12 protein-coding genes are annotated in these 17,544 nt (G+C 66.6%); 11 read left to right on the forward strand and 1 reads right to left on the reverse strand.

Annotated features, from left to right (window positions below):
• Positions 1-200 precede the first annotated feature (200 nt).
• The 11 genes from QZ951_RS18120 to QZ951_RS18170 all read left to right on the forward strand — a co-directional run bounded on the left by QZ951_RS18120 (position 201) and on the right by QZ951_RS18170 (position 14,907).
• A complete protein-coding gene (locus QZ951_RS18120) occupies positions 201-1,319 on the forward strand; it encodes a DUF262 domain-containing protein (RefSeq protein ID WP_293003148.1) in 1,119 nt (372 codons plus the stop codon).
• On the forward strand, positions 1,316-1,957 hold the full coding sequence (locus QZ951_RS18125; protein WP_293003150.1) for an MAE_28990/MAE_18760 family HEPN-like nuclease: 642 nt from the start codon (positions 1,316-1,318) through the stop codon (positions 1,955-1,957). Before QZ951_RS18120 ends, QZ951_RS18125 begins: the two co-directional genes overlap by 4 nt.
• Positions 1,958-2,252: 295 nt before the next feature.
• Positions 2,253-3,050, forward strand: a complete 798-nt coding sequence (locus tag QZ951_RS18130; RefSeq protein WP_293003152.1) for an MbnP family protein — start codon at positions 2,253-2,255, stop codon at positions 3,048-3,050.
• Positions 3,047-4,141, forward strand: coding sequence for a cytochrome c peroxidase (locus QZ951_RS18135; RefSeq protein ID WP_293003154.1), 1,095 nt, complete (start codon positions 3,047-3,049; stop codon positions 4,139-4,141). Before QZ951_RS18130 ends, QZ951_RS18135 begins: the two co-directional genes overlap by 4 nt.
• A complete protein-coding gene (locus QZ951_RS18140) occupies positions 4,141-4,764 on the forward strand; it encodes a hypothetical protein (RefSeq protein WP_293003157.1) in 624 nt (207 codons plus the stop codon). The genes QZ951_RS18135 and QZ951_RS18140 overlap by 1 nt, the downstream gene beginning before the upstream one ends.
• Positions 4,757-7,849 (forward strand): efflux RND transporter permease subunit, encoded by a 3,093-nt coding sequence (locus tag QZ951_RS18145; protein WP_293003159.1) that lies wholly within the window; start codon positions 4,757-4,759, stop codon positions 7,847-7,849. The genes QZ951_RS18140 and QZ951_RS18145 overlap by 8 nt, the downstream gene beginning before the upstream one ends.
• A 442-nt stretch (positions 7,850-8,291) precedes the next feature.
• Entirely contained in the window at positions 8,292-11,042 is a 2,751-nt protein-coding gene (locus QZ951_RS18150) for a hypothetical protein (RefSeq protein WP_293003161.1), read from the forward strand.
• Positions 11,043-11,158: 116 nt separating this feature from the next.
• Positions 11,159-12,070, forward strand: a complete 912-nt coding sequence (locus QZ951_RS18155; protein WP_293003163.1) for a peptidylprolyl isomerase — start codon at positions 11,159-11,161, stop codon at positions 12,068-12,070.
• Between the two features lie 65 nt (positions 12,071-12,135).
• On the forward strand, positions 12,136-12,867 hold the full coding sequence (locus tag QZ951_RS18160; RefSeq protein ID WP_293003165.1) for an ankyrin repeat domain-containing protein: 732 nt from the start codon (positions 12,136-12,138) through the stop codon (positions 12,865-12,867).
• A 19-nt stretch (positions 12,868-12,886) separates the two neighbouring features.
• A complete protein-coding gene (locus QZ951_RS18165) occupies positions 12,887-13,759 on the forward strand; it encodes an HlyD family secretion protein (RefSeq protein WP_293003167.1) in 873 nt (290 codons plus the stop codon).
• Positions 13,756-14,907, forward strand: coding sequence for a hypothetical protein (locus QZ951_RS18170; RefSeq protein WP_293003170.1), 1,152 nt, complete (start codon positions 13,756-13,758; stop codon positions 14,905-14,907). The genes QZ951_RS18165 and QZ951_RS18170 overlap by 4 nt, the downstream gene beginning before the upstream one ends.
• An 88-nt stretch (positions 14,908-14,995) precedes the next feature.
• On the opposite strand, the gene QZ951_RS18175 is transcribed toward QZ951_RS18170, so the two are convergent.
• Positions 14,996-17,473: a TonB-dependent receptor gene (locus tag QZ951_RS18175; RefSeq protein WP_293003172.1), complete on the reverse strand. Its 2,478-nt coding sequence runs from the start codon at positions 17,471-17,473 to the stop codon at positions 14,996-14,998.
• Positions 17,474-17,544 lie beyond the last annotated feature (71 nt).

A 17,544-nucleotide genomic window follows, 5' to 3' on the forward strand; every position in this document is an offset into this window, starting at 1 on the left:
CTCGTCAAGGCGGCGGCCCGACACCTGCGCAGCGTGCAGCGGCAGCCCGACCGCATCAAGCGCTACTTCCAACACGAGCCGGTTCGGTATGCCGCTTGAGTTCAACATTTGAATGCCGGCTCAATAACTGCTGGTACGCTGGCTAACCAGTGTCAAACAAATCCCACTCACCGCATTCCAATGCTTAGAAGGAATCATCTATGACTGTTGAGGCCCTCAGAACCGAGCTAAAAAGTGCCCGCCATAAGGTTGTTACTGATGGATACGACATGTCTCTTGGTGAGGTTGCGTCGATGTACAAGAACGGCGAACTTGAGATTGACCCCAACTACCAGCGTCTATATCGATGGGATGAATCTCAGCGCACCCGGTTCATCGAATCCTTGCTATTGGGTATTCCCATACCGCCCATCTTCGTATTCCAGCGTGAAAGCGGTGTTTGGGAATTGATCGACGGCTTACAGCGAATATCAACCGTCTTGCAGTTAATGGGAGATCTTCGTGATCCCGATACTGGTACCAGGTTTGCGCCTCTAATTTTGGGAGGCACTAATTTATTGCCAAGCTTATCAGGCATGAGATGGGCGAAATCGAATGATGACGACCCCAACGGGTTTGACATTGCTCTGCAGTTGGAGATTAAGCGTGCCCGCGTGCGGGTCGAAATCCTCCGAAAAGAAAGTGACGAAAACGCTAAGTTCGAATTGTTCCAACGACTTAACACCGGTGGCACAAAGCTCAGCGAGCAAGAGGTACGAAATAGTGTCCTTGTGATGCTCAACACCGCGTTTTTCGACTGGCTGCTAGAGTTGACTCGCCATCCATCGTTTGCCGCTACCGTCCAGCTCACTGACACGCAGACGAAGCAACAGGTAGCCATTGAAATAGCACTTCGCTTCATGGCGTACCGTCTTCATCCGTATAGTCGCGGGCTGGATGTCAACGAATACCTCGACATAGCTGCACGTTATCTAGCCAAGCTGGACGCGCCGGCACTTGCGACCGAGCAATCACATTTTGACTGGACATTCAGAACGCTTCAGGCCGACATTTCTGACGATGTGTTTAGACGATGGGACGGTGCTAGGCATCTTGGACCTTTTTCAATCTCTGCCTTCGACGCTATAGCACACGGAGTTGCCTCGAATCGAGCAGGCATTGAGCTCCTGCCTCCGCATGAAAGACGAACGTGGTTGAGGGAAAAGGTGCATGGGCTTTGGCAGGATCCCGTCTTCCAGGATAACTCCGGCTCTGGCGTGCGCGGCACTACTCGAATGACTAATTTGTTGCCGTATGCAGCCACTTACTTTCGGCCATGAAGCTCCGCACTGCTAACGACCTGCTGGACCATCTAGATCAAGAAATGGCTTGGCGAATAAAGGAACTTCACCAGTTCAAGGCAGCTGTAGAAAATGCAAATGAAAAACGTATCAATACACAGATTCGGGCAGGCATTTCAATGCTGTATGCCCACTGGGAAGGATTCATAAAGGGCGCAGCTAACGCCTACGTGAACCACCTTTCGTATCGGGCAGATATCAACCGTAACTTGCAGCCTTGCTTTGTTGCGTTGGCTATGAAGTCGACCCTGTCTGCAGTTACTGCTTCGTCAAAGGCTTCAACAGCGGTGACTACAGTAAGTTTCTTTATAGATGAATTTGATAAGCCAGTCCGCTTGCCCCGATCCGGAGCTATCAGCGCGGAAAGCAATCTCAGTTCAACGGTGTTTCTTAATATTGCCGGATGGCTTGGTATTGACCCCTCACCGTACTCCACACGGCTTACACTGATTGACAAGACACTTCTTGAAAATCGGAACTACATCGCGCATGGCGAGTATCTGACTATTGATAAAGATCGCTTCGAAAATCTTATGGTCGAGGTATTGGAGATGCTTCGTTGGTTCAAAACTGACATCGAAAATGCAGTCGTAAACAAGTCCTTTTTAAAGACTTGATCGTCCTCAGATAGCTTTGAGTTCTGGCGTCGGCCAGCTCGTCTCTTGAACGACTTGGACGACTTCTCAGAGGCTACTTCTGGCACTTTTGAGTCGGTCGGCAGAATCGTCGGCATCGATTCAGTAGCGTCGCCACCACTTTCACGGCCCAACTACTTCGTCGCTACAGGTTTGTGCTTCGGACACAGCCTTTAGAAGCCTTTATGCATTTAAGGCAGCTCAAAAGTTCCTTTGATGCCGTTTGGTTATTCCCTAGGATCGCGGCTGACCCTGCCTCGATTGCTCCCGGACTGCCGTGCACGCCCTGTCTTTCCCTGTTCGTCTGGCCGCTGCCGGCTCGCTGGCGATGGCTGCGGTGCTACTCGCGGGTTGCGGTGGCGGCGGTTCGGCACCGGCCGCGCCGGCGCCGGTGCTGGAACTCGATCAGGTGTGGGCGGGCAAGCCGTTTGCGCTGAACGAGGCGGTGACCACACCTGCGGGTGAGGAATTCACCGCGACGCGGCTCCGCTATTACCTGTCCGGCTTCCGGTTGCGGCGGGCGGATGGCACCTGGTTCGAGCCGAAGACGGATGCGCAGTCCAGCGAAGGCTATGTGCTGGTGGATGCGGCGGAGCCGGCGTCGGCGAAGTTCGCGCTGCCGGCGGCGCCGGTCGGCGAGTACAGCGGGCTGGAGTTCCGGGTGGGCGTCGATGACCCGCGCAACAATGCCGGGGCGCAGACCGGGGCGCTGGATCCGGCGAAGGGCATGTTCTGGACCTGGACGACCGGGTACATCCATTTCAAGCTCGAAGGCCGTTCGCCGGCGTCGCCGGAGCCGGAGCAGCGGGTGACCCTGCATGTCGGCGGTGACGGGCTGTCTCGCACGGTGTACCTGCTGTTCGCGACCAAGCCGCTGAAGGTGGCGGAGGGTCTGCAGCCGACGATCCATGTGGTGGTCGATGTCGCGTCGTTCTTCGGCGGCGAGGTGCCGCTGAAGCTGGCCGACACCCACACGGTGATGGATGGCCCGCACGCGGTGCCGCTGGCGGATCGCTATGTCGGCCTGTTCCGGGTCGATCACCTGCACCACGAGCCCGCTGCCGCCCGGCCATGAGCGTGCGCGGGATCGTTGCTGGCGTCCGGGTCTGGATCGCGGGCGCACTGGTCGCCGCACTGCTCGTGGCGGTGCTGGCCGGTACGGGTGCCCGCGCCAGCATCGGCAACGCGCGTGACCGGCTGATCGAGACGGTGGAAAGCTGGCGCGCACCGTCGTTCGCGGTGCCGGCCGGCTGGCCGAAGCCGGTCTACGATTTCAGCGGCAATCCGGTGACGCGGGCCGGCTTCGCACTCGGCCGACGCCTGTTCTACGACCCGCAACTGTCGCGCGATGGCAGCACGTCCTGCGCGAGCTGCCACCAGCAGTTCGCGGCGTTCGCGCATTACGACCACCCGGTGAGCCACGGCATCCGCAACCAGAACGGCACGCGCAATGCGCCGGGCCTGTTCAATCTGGCGTGGCAGCCGGCGCTGATGTGGGACGGCAGCGTCCACCATCTGGAAGTGCAGCCGCTGGCGCCGATCAGCAATCCGGTGGAGATGGACGAGTCGATCGAGCATGTCGTCGCCAAGCTGTCCGCTGACGACACCTACAAGAAAGACTTCGCTGCCGCGTTCGGCAGCCCGGGCATCGACAGCCAGCGGCTGCTGAAGGCGATGACGCAGTTCGTCGGCACGATGGTCTCCGCCGGCTCGCGTTACGACCGCTACACGCGCGGCGAGCCGGACGCGCTGACCGCCACCGAGCGCGACGGCCTGGCCCTGTTCCGCGCCCGCTGCGCGAGCTGCCATGCCGAACCGCTGCTGACCGACTTCAGCTATCGAAACAACGGCCTCGACGCCGCGCCGCGCGACCGCGGCCGCGAGACCGTGACCGCAAAGGAAGGCGACTTCGCCCGCTTCCGCGTGCCGAGCCTGCGCAATGTGGCGCTGACGCCGCCGTACATGCACGACGGCCGCTACGACACGCTCGAACAGGTGGTCGATCACTACGCGGATACCGTGCAGCCATCGCCGACGCTCGATCCGCAACTCGCGGGCGGCGTGACGCTGGATGCGGCGCAGCGCGCGGCGCTGGTCGCGTTCCTGAAATCGCTGTCGGACGAGCGCTTCGTCCACGATCGCCGTTACGCCGAGGCGCGGCGGTGATGCGCCGCTTGCGCGCCGCCGGCGTGATCGCGCTGGCGCTGCTGGCGTCGCCCGCGAACGCGCATGAAGGGCATCGCCATGATGACGACGCCGAGGCGCATGCCGATTCGCAGGCCGATGAACACTCTGGGGCCGAACGCGGCGCGGCGGCCGACAAGGTGCTTCCGGCGGCGCCCGCCGTGTCGGCCAGCACCCCGAAGCTGGAACTGGTGCTGAAGCGCGACGCCCAGCGCCTGCTGATCTATCTCGACGATTTCGCGACCAATGCGCCGCTGGCCGGACTCGCGGTCAGTGTCCGCGCGAACGGCCATGACATCGGCGCCGAAGCGATCGAGCCCGGCACCTACAGCGTGCCGCTGGATCTGCTGCCGCCGGAAGACGCCGCGCCGATCACGGTGCGGGTGCATGGGGCGGCGGGTTCAGTCCGTCTTGATGAATCGATCGCGACGATGGTGCCGCTGCCGGCAGACAACGGCGCTGACGATGAGGCGATTGCCGCGGCACGGCCCACGGATCGCGGCACGGTGCTCAAGGTGATCGGCGGACTCGTTGTCGCAGTGCTGGCTGCGTTCGCGGCGCGGGCGCTGCGGCGGCGCAAGGCCGGGGCGCGCCGCCGTGTTTGAACGCATCGTCGCGTGGAGTCTCGCCAGCCGCGTGCTGGTGCTGGCGGCGGCGATTGCGTTGCTGGCGATCGGTGGCTGGCAGGCGCAGCGGCTGCCGGTGGACGTGCTGCCGGACCTGACCCGGCCCACGGTCACCGTGCAGATCGAAGCGCCGGGGCTCGCGCCGGAAGATGTCGAGGCTCAGGTCACCTCTCCGCTGGAAACGGCGCTCAGCGGCCTGCCGTCGATCAGCCGGCTGCGCTCGGTATCTGGCAACGGCTTGGCGATCGTCTACGCCGAGTTCGACTGGGCGACCGACATTTATCGCAACCGGCAGCTCGTCGCGGAGCGGCTGGAAGCGGTGCGCGCGCAGTTGCCGGCCGGCCTCGTGCCGCGGATCGGCCCGCCGACCTCGCTGATGGGCGAAATCCTGCTGATCGCGCTGCAGGCCGATGGCAGCGGTGAGGCCGCCGCCGCCACCTCGGCCGCGCTGCGCGACCATGCCGACTGGACCCTGCGCCCGGCGCTGCTCGCCGTGCCCGGCGTGGCGCAGGTGCTGGCGATCGGCGGCACGATCACGCAGTTCGAGGTGCAGCCGGATCTGCAGCGGCTGCGCTCGCTGAACGTGCCGCTGGTGGAACTGGAAGCCGCCGTCCGCGGCTACGGCCAGAACCTCGGCGGCGGGCTGATCGTGTCCGGTGGGCAGGAACTGAACCTGCGCGCGCTCGGCCGGCCGTTCAAGGTCGATGAACTGGAGCAGGCGGCGATTCCGCTCGCCGGCCGGCCGCTGGTGCGGGTCGGCGAGGTCGCGGCTATCGTCAGCGGCAGCCGCCAGAAGCGGGGCGATGCCGGTGCCAACGGCCATGCCGCCGTGATCCTCGCGGTGCAGAAGCAGCCGGGGGTCGACACCCTGGCGCTGACCACCGCACTCGAAGCGCGGCTGGCCGCACTCGACCGCCATCGGCCGCCCGGCAGCCAGCGCCTGACCGTGTTCCGGCAGGCCGATTTCATCCGCCACTCGATCGACAACGTGCTCGGCGCGCTGCGCGATGGCGCACTGATCGTCGCCATCGTGCTGTTCGCGTTCCTCGCCAGCGGCCGGGCCACGGTCGTCGCACTCGCGGCGATTCCGCTGTCGGTGATGGCCACCCTCGTCGCGCTGCAGATCGCCGGGCTGTCGATCAACACGATGACCCTCGGCGGCATCGCCATCGCGATCGGCGAGCTGGTGGACGATGCCGTGGTCGGGGTCGAGAACGTGGTGCGCCGGCTGCGCCAGCGGCGGGATGGCGAGTCCGCACTCGCCATCGTCGGCCGGGCCACGGTCGAGGTTCGCGCCGGAATTCTCTACGCGACCCTGCTGATCGTGCTGGTGTTCGTGCCGCTGTTCGCGCTCGGCGGCGTCGAAGGCCGGCTGTTCGCGCCACTCGGGGTGGCCTACATCGCCGCGATTCTCGCGAGCCTCGTCGTCGCGATCACGGTCACGCCGGTGCTGTGCGCGTTCGGGCTTGCGGGACATGCCGCGCTGCCGGTGGAGCCGCGCTGGCTGGCGCGGCTGAAGGCCTCGTACGTGCGCCTGCTCGAACGCAGCTTCGGCCACACGCGCACGGTCATGCTCGCAGCCGTCGCGCTGGTGCTGGTCAGCGCGGTGCTCGCGCTGAACCTGCCGCGGGCATTCCTGCCGCCGTTCAATGAAGGCACCTTGACGATCAACCTGATCGCGACACCGGGCATTGCGCTGGCGGAGTCCGACCGCATCGGCCGCATTGCCGAGAACCTGATTCTGGACGTGCCGGAAGTGGCGTCGGTCGGCCGCCGAACCGGCCGTGCCGAGGCCGACGAACACGCCGAGGGCGTGCATTACTCGGAGCTGGACGTGGTGCTGCGCGACGATGCCCGACGTTCGCGCCGCGAGATCGCCGCCGACCTGCGCAGCCGCCTCGCGGTGCTGCCGGTGTCGGTCTCGATCGGCCAGCCGATCTCGCACCGGCTGGACCATCTGCTGTCCGGCGTGCGGGCGCCGCTGGTCGCGAAGATCGTCGGCGATGACCTGCCGACGCTGCGCCGCCTCGCCGACGAGGTGCAGAAGACCCTGGCCGCGATTCCGGGGCTTGCCGATGTCCAGATCGAGCCGCAGGTCGACGTGCCGCAGTTGCAGGTGCGGATCGATGCCCGGCTGGCGGCCGATGTCGGCATCGCCCCGGCGCGGGCGCAGGAAGCCTTGAACGCGCTGACCCTGGGTCTGCCGCTGGCGCAGATCGTCGATGGCGAAACCCGGCACGACCTCGTGCTGCGGCTGCCGGAAGCCGAGCGGGCCGAAGGCCGCATTCCCGATCTGCTGATCGATGGCGCCAACGGCCCGCAGCCGCTGTCGACGATCGCCGCGATCGAACGCGGCAGCGGCCCGAACCAGATCCTGCGCGAGCACCTGCGGCGGCGGATCGTGGTGGCCGCGTTCGCCGGCGATGGCCGCTTCGATCAGGCGTCGGATCACGCCCGCGAGCAACTGGCAGCGCTGACGCTGCCGCCGGGTTACGAGATCGTGCTCGAAGGGCAGGGTGCGTCGCAGCGGGCGGCGCTGGCGCGGATCGGCGGGCTGGCGGTCTTGTCGCTGCTGCTGATGGTCGCGGTGCTGTACAGCCGCTACGGCTCGCTGCGGCTGACCGCGATCGTGCTCGGCAACGTGCCGTTCGCGCTGGTCGGCGGCATCGCGGCGCTGGCGGTCACCGGCACTGCGCTGTCGGTGGCGAGCCTCGTCGGCTTCGTGACCCTGGCCGGCATCGCGGCGCGCAACGGGATTCTGAAGGTCAGCCATTTCCTGACTCTGGCACGCGATGAAGGCGAAGCCTTCGGCCCGGCGCTGGTGCTGCGCGGCTCGGCCGAGCGCCTGACGCCGGTGCTGATGACGGCGCTGATCGCCGCACTGGCGCTGACGCCGCTGCTGTGGGATGCCGCGGCGCCCGGCAAGGAAATCCTGCATCCGGTGGCGCTCGTGATCTTCGGCGGGCTGGTGTCGTCGACCGTGCTCGACAGCTTCCTGACGCCGGCGCTGTTCCTGCGTTTCGCGGCACAGGATGTCGCCGAGCACCTGTCGGCCCGGCGCTGACGGTTCTTATTCCGTTGTCGCGTCGTTCGTGCTGCGCGGCGCGGTGAAATCAATCGCATCCGGCAATGAAGTTATTACTTTCCGACACCGTCAGGCGACTGGAGTCTTGAAGGAATAACGATATGAAGTTGAGTGATTCGATAAATGGCGGAAAAATCCAGTTATCAAAATCAAAATCAATGCCGTGGCGACTAAATGATCTAATTCTTGCCGCTGATCGTTCTTTTAACACCGCTTACGATGGACGCCTGTGGTTTGATTCAGATGGCAATGCTCGGGATTCATTGAAGTTTTATCGATATTCCCGAAACAAAGGCGATCTGGAACACAGGAAACGGTAGTTCTATCGGTCAGAAAATGGGAGGGACCAATGTCCATTCGTTCAACAGGAGGCTTGCTGGCGCTGAAGAAGGCGGCCACAGCCATTTCGCTCGCCGCCGCCATGATGGCAGCTGGCGCAGCCTCCGCCGCAGATCAGGTTGCGCAGGCCAATACCGGCCTGCTCGGCAAGGTCCTCGGCGGCGTGCAGCAGTCGCTCGGGGGATCGGCCGCCAGTGGCGCGTCGAACAACCTGCTGCAGCTGCCGCGCAATCAGACGCCGGCCGCGGGTGCGCCGGCCGCCATCAACAAGTACACCAACCAGCCGATCCCGAACGGGTCCGTGCTGCTGGTCTGGACCGGTGACGGCTGCTCGACCCCGGTCTGCAACCCGGCCACGGCGCAGGACTTCCTCGCCGTGCTCGATGCCGAGCCGAACTCCACGACCTACGGCAACGTGATCTGGACGGCGGAGCTGCCGAAGGTGCTGGTGTCGAACGTGCTGCCGGTCGCGCTCTCGGGCGCGGCGTCGGATTCGCACAACGATCCGCACCACATGCTGAGCTACACCTCGTACATCTCCGGCGGTGGCGACGGCCTGCAGCGCGGCCGCAAGTACCAGTTCGCCGGCGGCGTGATCTCGAAGAACGTGTTCCGCTTCGACGTCACCAGCGTCCGCAACATCGGCCGCGCCGATCTCGCGGTCTGCGGCACGCAGGTGCGCCGGTCGTCGCTGACCGACGATTTCGTGGTCATGCCGTCGACGACGGGCAACCACAAGATCCTCTACACCTACATGTCGAACTACGTGTACGGGCCGGGCGGCTCGGTCACGGAAATCGAACCGGACCGCGTGGCGCCGACCGCGGCGGGCGTCTGCCTTGCCACGGCACCGGTCGTGCTGCCGCTGCTGGAATCGGTGCAGGTCGGTGGTCTGGTCGGCAACATCCCGGGCCTGATCACCGACGACTCGAACCTGCTCGGCCACACCGGCATCACCGAATACGGTGCCGCCGTGCGGGCCAACCAGCCGCGCAACCCGACCAACTACACGAGCTACCCGGACCTGCGTCCGTCGCGCTCGCGCAATCAGGGTGCGTTTTATCTGGGCAACGACGACGTCGGCATCGAAGCGCTGCCGCACGGCATGGCGCTGACCTATGACGGCAAGTACCTCGTCTCGTCCGACTACGCCGTCGCGGCGTCGATCGGTGCGGCGGCGATCAACGGCGCGCTGCGCGGCATCTGCAACCAGGCCGCGTTCAACCCGGGTGCCACGCCGCGTCCGCTGGGCGTCTGCGGTTCGACCTTCGGCAGCTCGGTTCGCGTGTTCGAGGCCAGCGGCGAATACAACCGCGGCAAGACCCGTGACTCGCTGAAGGAAGCGAACGTCTATGCGTCGAACCCGTACGTCCGCTCGGTCTCGGCCGTGCCGGATGGTCCGCGCGTCGAAGCGGTGCTGTTCCACGAAGAGAACGAAGGCCTGATGCCGTTCGGCTTGCCGCACCAGTCGCACCACTGCAAGAACCAGAAGGGCTGGGTCAATCTGAGCGACCCGAGCTACGACCTCGCGATCACCCCGCAGGGCGTTCTGGCCAATGCGACCAGCGACGTCGAGATCGACGACTGCCGTCCGGGCGATCCGGACTACGTTCCGCATGACGGTGCCTTCACCGGCGCCATGTGCGGCGGCACGCTGTTCTACAGCCCGGATATCCGTATCCGCGGCGACGAGACCAACGTGTTCGGCGGCAAGGGTCCGTACTGGCGTGCGGTGTACGACGTCGGCCCGTGCCCGGGCGTCTCGTACTTCAGCGTCTCGGATGACGATCGCTTCCTGATCCAGCCGATCTCGGGCATCGAAAGCCCGGCGTCGATCGATCCGGTCGGTGCCGTCGAATTCGACCGCGACTACCCGCGTGAACACAGCCGCCGCCTGCTGACCGTGGACATCCGTCCGCTGCTGGCGAAGGGCCGTGCCAACACGCCGGAAACGGCGATCCAGTGCGACTTCCCGCCGTACGATCCGGCGCGTCCGTCCGGCAGCTCGCTCGGTGCCTGGGCTTCGCGTCAGGACCGCTCGGGCGGCATCTCCAGCCGCTTCAACATTCTCAAGCACAACAACGAAGCCGATGACTGCCCGCGAATCCGCGGCGTCGTGGGTCAGTTCGAGGATGGCCCGACCGGCGTGGGCGGTCAGACGACGCTGTCGTCGAACACCTCGCAGCTCGGCACCGGCTACCTGCGCGCTGCGCAGATCATCGAGGAAATCTCGGTCGGCAATCCGCGCGGCATCCTGCTGAACCGCACCCAGACCGGCGGCGAACCGTCCGGCACCGGCGGCGGCCCGGGCAGCGGCAACCTCAACAGCCTGCAGAACCTGTACACCCACGGTGGTCCGCACTTCACCACGATCGACCGCATCGGCTATCAGCAGACGCCGGCCGGCGAAGGCGGCTACCTCGACCTGAGCCCGAAGGACAACGGCTACGGTCTGGGCGTGCCGCGTGATGCCGTGGTCGGCGGTGCGCCGGCGGAAGGCGTGCAGCGCTATGCCTTCATCCAGTACTTCGTCGAACTGAACCACGTCCCGGGTCCGGGCACCGGTTCGGACGGCGACCGCACGCTGTGCCTCGCGAAGTTCGATCGCCGCACCGGCGCCACCGTGCTCGACACCTCGTTCACCGACGAGCTGCTCGGCACGCCGTGCGTCGACTTCGACTCCGCCGCCCGCGATGCCTGGCTGTGGCCGGGTGCCCGTGGCGTGAAGGGTGGCGCCAAGCCGCACGCTGCCGTGTTCGAGCGTGACGGTGCCGCGCTGTTCGGCCCGGGCTACTACCCGGCCGCGCCGCTGGATGTCGATGGTCCGCGTTAAGCGTTGATGTCTGGCGCCTTCCGTCGTCCGCGGCGGAAGGCGTCCTGACCCATCGCCGCCTGCGCAACCCGCAGGCGGCGATTCGATTTTCCTACCGTTGTCCGGAGTGTCACGACATGCTGCAGAAGAAAAGCTCGCTGAGCGCGATCCTGGCGGTGGCCAGCCTGGCCTTTCTCGCCCCGGTTCAGGCCGAGCAGAAGGTGTTGCCCACGACCGACGCCGGCCTCGCCGTCGATGTCACGGTCAACGGCCGTCCGATTTCCAAGAACCACATCACGCTGATGGGTTCCAATTTCACCGAAAACAAGAAGGCGCCGGGACCGGAAGCGCAAGCGGCCGCCCGTGCCGAACTGATCACGCAGGAAGTGCTGGCGCAGGCCGCCCGCAAGGAAGGACTCGACAAGAAGGCCGCGATTGCCGACCAGATCGCGTTCCAGGAACGCTCGATCCTGTCGCGTGCCTATCTCGAGGATTACTTCAACCGCAATCCCGTCACCGATGACGTGCTGAAGACCGCGTACGAGTTCAACCGCGCGAACGGCAAGATCATCGAATACAAGGTTCGCCACATCCTGGTGAACGACTACAACAAGGCCGTGTCGCTGGCCTCGCGGCTGGCCAAGGGCGAGGACTTCGTCAACGTCGCCAAGACCGAAACCCAGGACCCGGGCGGCCAGAACACCGGCGGCGACCTTGGCTGGTTCCGGCCGGACATCTTCGTCGACACCAACTTCGCCAACACCGTCATCGGCCTGAAGAAGGGCGAGACCACGAAGGAGCCGGTGCGCAGCCGCTTTGGCTGGCACCTGATCAAGGTCGAGGACGGTCCGCGTCCGGTCAGCAATCCGGGCACGTTCGACCAGCTCGACGACACCATCAAGCAGTCGCTGCGCCAGCGTACCGCCCAGACCCGCCTCGAGGCGCTGACCGAAAGCCTGACCGCAAAGGCCAAGATCGCCGGCCCGGGCCTCGCCGGCGGTGGCGCGCCGGCCGGCGTCGCCAGCACGGCCGGCAAGCGCGCGCCCTGATCGGTGTCCTGATCGAGCCCCTGCCGCCGTCACGACTCGTTGTCCGTGTTCCACCGAGAAAACCCATGATCCGCAAGCATTCCACGCTGCTGGCCGCTCCGGCAGCCTTCGTTGCCGCGCTGTTCCTGTCGGGCTGCGCCGAGACCGCCGTCAAGCCGGATGACGCCGCACCTGCCGCCGTCGCCGCAGCCGAGGCCAAGACGCCGCCGGAGGTCAACCCGGTGACGGCCGCCGACATCGCCAAGCTGTCCGAGGAAGACCGCATCGGCCTGACCGTGCACTTCGCCCGCGTCGGCGATCTGCCGGGCCTGAAGCGCATGCTCGATGCCGGCGCGCCGGTCGATGGCCGCGACACGCTCGACCAGACCGCCCTGATCGCCGCCGTCAGCCAGGATTCGCTGGCCGGCGTGCAGGAGCTGCTGAAGCGCGGCGCCAAGATCGATCTGGTCGATAAGGCCGGCTGGACCGCGCTGCACTTCACCACGTTCTTCTCGACCGAAACCGGCGTGATGGATGCGCTGGTCAAGGCCGGCGCCAACGTCAACGCCCAGAACGATCGCGGCATCACCGCGCTGTACTTCGCCGCCGCCACCGGCCACGAGGCGCAGGTGAAATACCTGCTCGCCCATGGCGCCGATCGCGAGATCGCGTCGAAGAACGGCTGGTCGCCGCTGCGGATCTCGAAGGTCAAGGGGCTGGAAGCGATTGCCGACCTGCTCGATCCGGAGCACAAGGCCGCATCGGCGCCGACGGCCGCCGCACCGGCGCCGACCGCTTCGGCATCTGCCGGCAAGTGATGCCGGCCCGGGTGGCGTGATGCCGCGGCGGTTCGCGCCGGTCGCCGTGATCCGGCACGCGGCGCTGACGCTGCTGCTGTATGCGGCGCTGCTGCCGGCGTCGCGCGCCGATGACGGCAGCCACGCGCACGCACATGCCGCGTCCACCACGGCCGGCAGCGCGGACGAATCGGTGCTGCAGGCGGTGCCGGCACAGGTCGTGCTCGATCCGCGCCGCACCGTGCTGCTGACGGCGCGTCAGGCCGGCCAGCTCGAAACCGGCGCCGTGCCGTTGCCGCAGGCCGGGCAGACGGTCGTCGCCGGGCAGGTGCTGGCCCGGCTCCGGCCGCTGATGAGCCAGCCCGAGCGGCGCACGGTCGAAGGCGAGCTGGCGACCGCGAAACGCGATGTCGCGATGGGCTACCTGCAGATCGACCGCTACGGCATCAAGGAGCAGGAATTCGACGTCAAGCTGCCGACGCCGACCCTGCAGATCCTCACCGACTACCGCGCCGCTCAGGGCCGCGAGCAGCAGCTTGCGGCCACGCTCGACTCGCCGCTGACCATCGTCGCGCCGCGTGCCGGCACTGTGGTCCGGGTCGCCGCCAGCAGCGGCCGGGTGATCGAGCCGGGCGAGACCTTGTTCGAGCTGCAGGCGTCCGACGGTCTTGCGATCGAAGCCCGCTACGCCGACGAGCATCTCGACGCCCCGGACGCCGCCATCGCGATCGATGGCCATGGCCAGCGCCTCGCCCTGCGCCGGATCGCCACCGGCTTCGATCCGGCCGATCGCCGCCATCGGGCGCTGTATGCCGCCGTCGATCCCCACGTGAATCTGCAGCCGAACCAGCGTCTGCGGGTGCTGCTGCCGCGCCGCACGCCGACCTCGACCGCCGCGGCGGCGACGCGATGACGCGCTCGACCTTCGCGCTGGCGCTGGCCGCTGCGCTCGCGCTGTTCGCCGGTGCCGAGGCGCACGACGGCGAAGTCCATCGCGACCCGGCCGATGACGCGGCGGCGCACGGCGCCGCAGCCGCGATCCGCACCGAACGTCCGCAGTTCGACGCCGATGGCAGCCTGCGCGTGCCGAAGGCGCTGCAGCGCCGGCTGGGCCTGCGCACGCAGCCGTGGTCGTCGCACACGCCGCGCGCGCCGCTGAAGCTGATCGCCGAAGTGCAGGCGCAGCCGAACACGGCGCTGACCGTGGTGGCACCGGAGAACGGCACGCTCGAAGCGCCGGCCGGCGGCTGGCCGCTGCCCGGCAGCGAAGTCCGCGCCGGCACCGTGCTGGCCTGGCTGCGGCCGGCCTTGAGCCAGCGCGAGATCGCGCAGCGTCGCGCGCAGATCGCCGAACTCGATCAGAAGCTGGTCGTCGGCAACGTCAACGTCGAGCGGCTGGAGTACCAGAACGCGGTCAACGTCGAGGCCGGCGGTGTGGCGCAGGGCAACATCTATTTCGATCGGGAAAAAGCCGATCGCAACCTGCTGCAGACCCAGCGCGACCTGCTGCAGAAAAGCCTGACCGAGCGCGTGCCGCTGCGTGCCGCGACCGCCGGCCGGCTGATCGCCACGAGCGCCCGCAACGGCGCGCTGACCAGCGCCGGCACCGTGCTGTTCCGGCTGGTCGACGCCGACGGGCTGCGCCTCGTCGCGCATCACGATCACCCGGGGCTCGGCTCGCGCGTGGCCGCCGCCAGCCTCGTCCGCGACGCCGGCACGGCCTTGCGGCTGGCCGGCGAGGAGCCATCGGCCGATGGCAGCGGCTGGCAGATTCGCTTCGACGTGACGGCCGGTGCCGACGCGCTGCAGCCGGGACAGCGGGTCGAAATCGCCGTCACCCCGCAGCGCTTGCCGCAGCAGTTGACGCTGCCGGCCGGCGCCTGCGTGCACGGCACCGACGCCACCGCCGGCGTGGTCTGGATCCATCGCGATGCCGAGCACTTCGAACCGCGCCGCGTCGCGTCCTGCGACGAATCGGCGCTGACCCGCGACGCGCTGGCGCTGGCCGAGGGCGACCGCATCGTCACCGAAGGCGCTGCGCTGCTCGCGCTGTATCGCTAGCGCCGCGGCGGTTCAGAAGACCCGGCGTTCGCCGGGCTGACGGCGATTAATGTGTATCTGACCCCAATTACGTGACCCCGATTGCGGGTCAGCGCAGGTCGTAGCTGAAGGTCACGCCGACGATGCGCGGCTGGCCGGTGTAGGCGAACACGGTGTCGCCGAGGTTGACGACGGACGCGCGGTAGAACTCGTTGGTCAGGTTGCGGGCGAAGGCGGTCACCGTCCAGCGCTCGCCGGGGCGCGAGAAGCCGAGGCGCACGTCGATGATCTCGTGCTCGTTCAGCGTGAACAGCGGGTCGCCTTCGAGCGTCGAATTGGTGTTGCCGGCGTAGCTGTAGGTGACGCCGGGCGAGATGTTCAGCGTATCGGCGACGGTGAACGTGTAGTTCGCCAGCACGCTGCCCTGCAGGCGCGGGGCGTAGTTGAACGGGCGGCCGGCGAAGTCGAAATCCGCGCCGGTGGCGGTCTGGCCCGTGAAGCGGATGACCTTGGTGCGGATGTACGAGCCGAGCGCGGTCAGGGTCAGGTTCGGCACCGGAATCCAGGTGACGGTCAGCTCGCCGCCGTCGACCTTGGACTTCGGCACGTTCTGCAGGTACTGCAGCGCGCCGAAGATCGGATCGGTGAAATAGGTCAGCAGCTGCTTGTCGCGGTAGTTGTAGTGGAACGCGGCCGCATTCACCTGCAGATGCTTGTCGAACAGGCCGAGCTTGGTGCCGACCTCGTAGGCATCGAGCCGTTCCTGCACCACCGGTGCCAGGCTGGCCTGGTCGACCGAGAACACGGTCGGGAAGCCGCCGGACTTGTAGCCACGCGTGTACGAGCCGTAGAACAGCGTGTCGTCGAGCGGCGTCCAGCTCAGCACGCTGCGGTAGGCGAGGTTGTCCTGCTTGAGCCGGTCGCTGTAGAGCCCGGCGTTGCCGTTGGCGTCGACGCTGCCGCACTCGCCCGGTCGCACCACGGTGTTGCCGCCGCGGGCGAGGCTGGCAAACGTGAACAGCACCGACAGCGGGATGATCGAGTCGTTGTCGGCGTTCTCGAAGGTGCAGCCGGCATAGGTCTGCGATTCGCGCGAGTAGCGGATGCCGCCGGTCAGCTTCAGCGTGTCGATGAATTCCCAGGTGGCGTCGCCGAACACGCCGTTCGAGCGGATCTGGCCATCGCCGCGGGCCGAGCCGCGGTTCAGCACCAGCGGCGTGAACAGCGGCGGCGTCGAGCCGTACAGCGGGAAGTTGAGGCTGTTCTCGGACGCGCGGCCTTCGCTGATGATGCCGTACTGGTCATAGCTCGAATTGATGCCGACGACCCAGTCGGCCCGCTCGCCGATCTTGCCTTCCAGCCGGATCTCGCCCGAGGTCGAGCGGATGTTGCCGCGCAGGAACTGGTCGATGTTCTCGAGATCGGTGCCGCCCTGCGGCAGCGCCGAGCCATCCGACCGCACCTGGCTGTACGCGAACAGGCCGGTCAGGGTCAGACTGTCGCTGATCGCCCAGCGCGGCTTCAGGGTGGCGTTCCAGAAGTCGTCGTTCAGGCCGAAATTGCCGTCCGGATTCCAGTCGGCCACCTTCGGGTTGGCGTTGTCCGGGCGCAGCGGGTAGTCGCGCAGCCGCGGCGAGATCGAGGCATTGCCCGGCACCAGCGGGTTCTGCGGACGGATGCCGACCGCGAACGGCGCCTGCGGTTCGCTGTTGTCCTGCCAGCCGGACAGCGCGAGGCGCACGCTGACGTCCTCGATCACGTCCCAGTCGGCGATCGCGCGGGCGGCGCGCTTGGAAACCTTGCCGAGGCGGTCGTCCGGCCGGGTCAGGCTGGTCTGCCAGCCGGTCGTCGATTCGCTCAGGGTGCCGGCGAGCCGCACGCGGAAGTTGTCGGTGATCGGGCCGCTGATGAAGCCTTCGGTATCGAAGCGGCCGTAGCTGCCGCCGGTGACGTCGAAACCGGCGTCGAACTTGCGCGTCGGCTTGTTCGCCACGTAGTTGATCGTGCCGCCGGTCGAGTTGCGGCCATACAGGGTGCCCTGCGGCCCCTTCAGCACTTCGACCCGGCGCAGGTCGAAGTTCGGGCCCTTGGTCATCACCGGATAGGCCAGCGCCACTTCATCGAGATAGACGCCGACGGTGGACTGGTTGGCGAAGCTGGAATCGGCGAAGCCGACGCCGCGCAGGGTGTAGATCGGCGTGTTGAAGCCGGAATCGGCGAAGGTGAAGCCGGCCACGAGCTTCGACAGCTCGCGCGTGTCGCGCACGCCGACGCTCTTCAGGTCTTCGCCGCTGTAGGCGCTGATCGAGGTCGGAATGTCGTCGATGTAGCCCTCGCGGCGGTTCGCGGTGACGATCACCTCCTCGATCCGGGTCACGGCGCCCGGGCCTGCCGCCGCCGTCGCACCCGCTGGCGCTGCGGCGGCGGCCGGCGTTTCCGCCGGTGCGGCGGTGGCCTCGGTTTCGACCGTCGCACCGGCAGCGGCATCGGCCGTCGGCGGGTCCTGCGCCAGCGCAGCGAGTGGCGCAGCGCCGTACAGCGTGGCAAGGGCGAGGGTCAGCGAGCGTGCAAAGAGCGTCCTGTTCATCGGTTCCGGTGAGCGGCGCGGGCGCCATCGCGCCGGCCAGCGTCTGCTGAAAGAGGAACGGTAATATCGCG

The organism is Nevskia sp. (assembly GCF_021732705.1).
Classification (GTDB): Bacteria; Pseudomonadota; Gammaproteobacteria; order Nevskiales; family Nevskiaceae; genus Nevskia.

Bases quoted from the DNA above. Each gene is read 5' to 3' on its own strand.
- QZ951_RS18160 (WP_293003165.1), top strand. From the start codon at position 12,136: ATGATCCGCAAGCATTCCACGCTGCTGGCCGCTCCGGCAGCCTTCGTT.
- QZ951_RS18135 (WP_293003154.1), top strand. From the start codon at position 3,047: ATGAGCGTGCGCGGGATCGTTGCTGGCGTCCGGGTCTGGATCGCGGGC.
- QZ951_RS18150 (WP_293003161.1), top strand. From the start codon at position 8,292: ATGATGGCAGCTGGCGCAGCCTCCGCCGCAGATCAGGTTGCGCAGGCC.
- QZ951_RS18165 (WP_293003167.1), top strand. From the start codon at position 12,887: ATGCCGCGGCGGTTCGCGCCGGTCGCCGTGATCCGGCACGCGGCGCTG.
- QZ951_RS18175 (WP_293003172.1), bottom strand. From the start codon at position 17,473: ATGAACAGGACGCTCTTTGCACGCTCGCTGACCCTCGCCCTTGCCACG.
- QZ951_RS18120 (WP_293003148.1), top strand. From the start codon at position 201: ATGACTGTTGAGGCCCTCAGAACCGAGCTAAAAAGTGCCCGCCATAAG.
- QZ951_RS18140 (WP_293003157.1), top strand. From the start codon at position 4,141: ATGCGCCGCTTGCGCGCCGCCGGCGTGATCGCGCTGGCGCTGCTGGCG.
- QZ951_RS18155 (WP_293003163.1), top strand. From the start codon at position 11,159: ATGCTGCAGAAGAAAAGCTCGCTGAGCGCGATCCTGGCGGTGGCCAGC.
- QZ951_RS18170 (WP_293003170.1), top strand. From the start codon at position 13,756: ATGACGCGCTCGACCTTCGCGCTGGCGCTGGCCGCTGCGCTCGCGCTG.
- QZ951_RS18125 (WP_293003150.1), top strand. From the start codon at position 1,316: ATGAAGCTCCGCACTGCTAACGACCTGCTGGACCATCTAGATCAAGAA.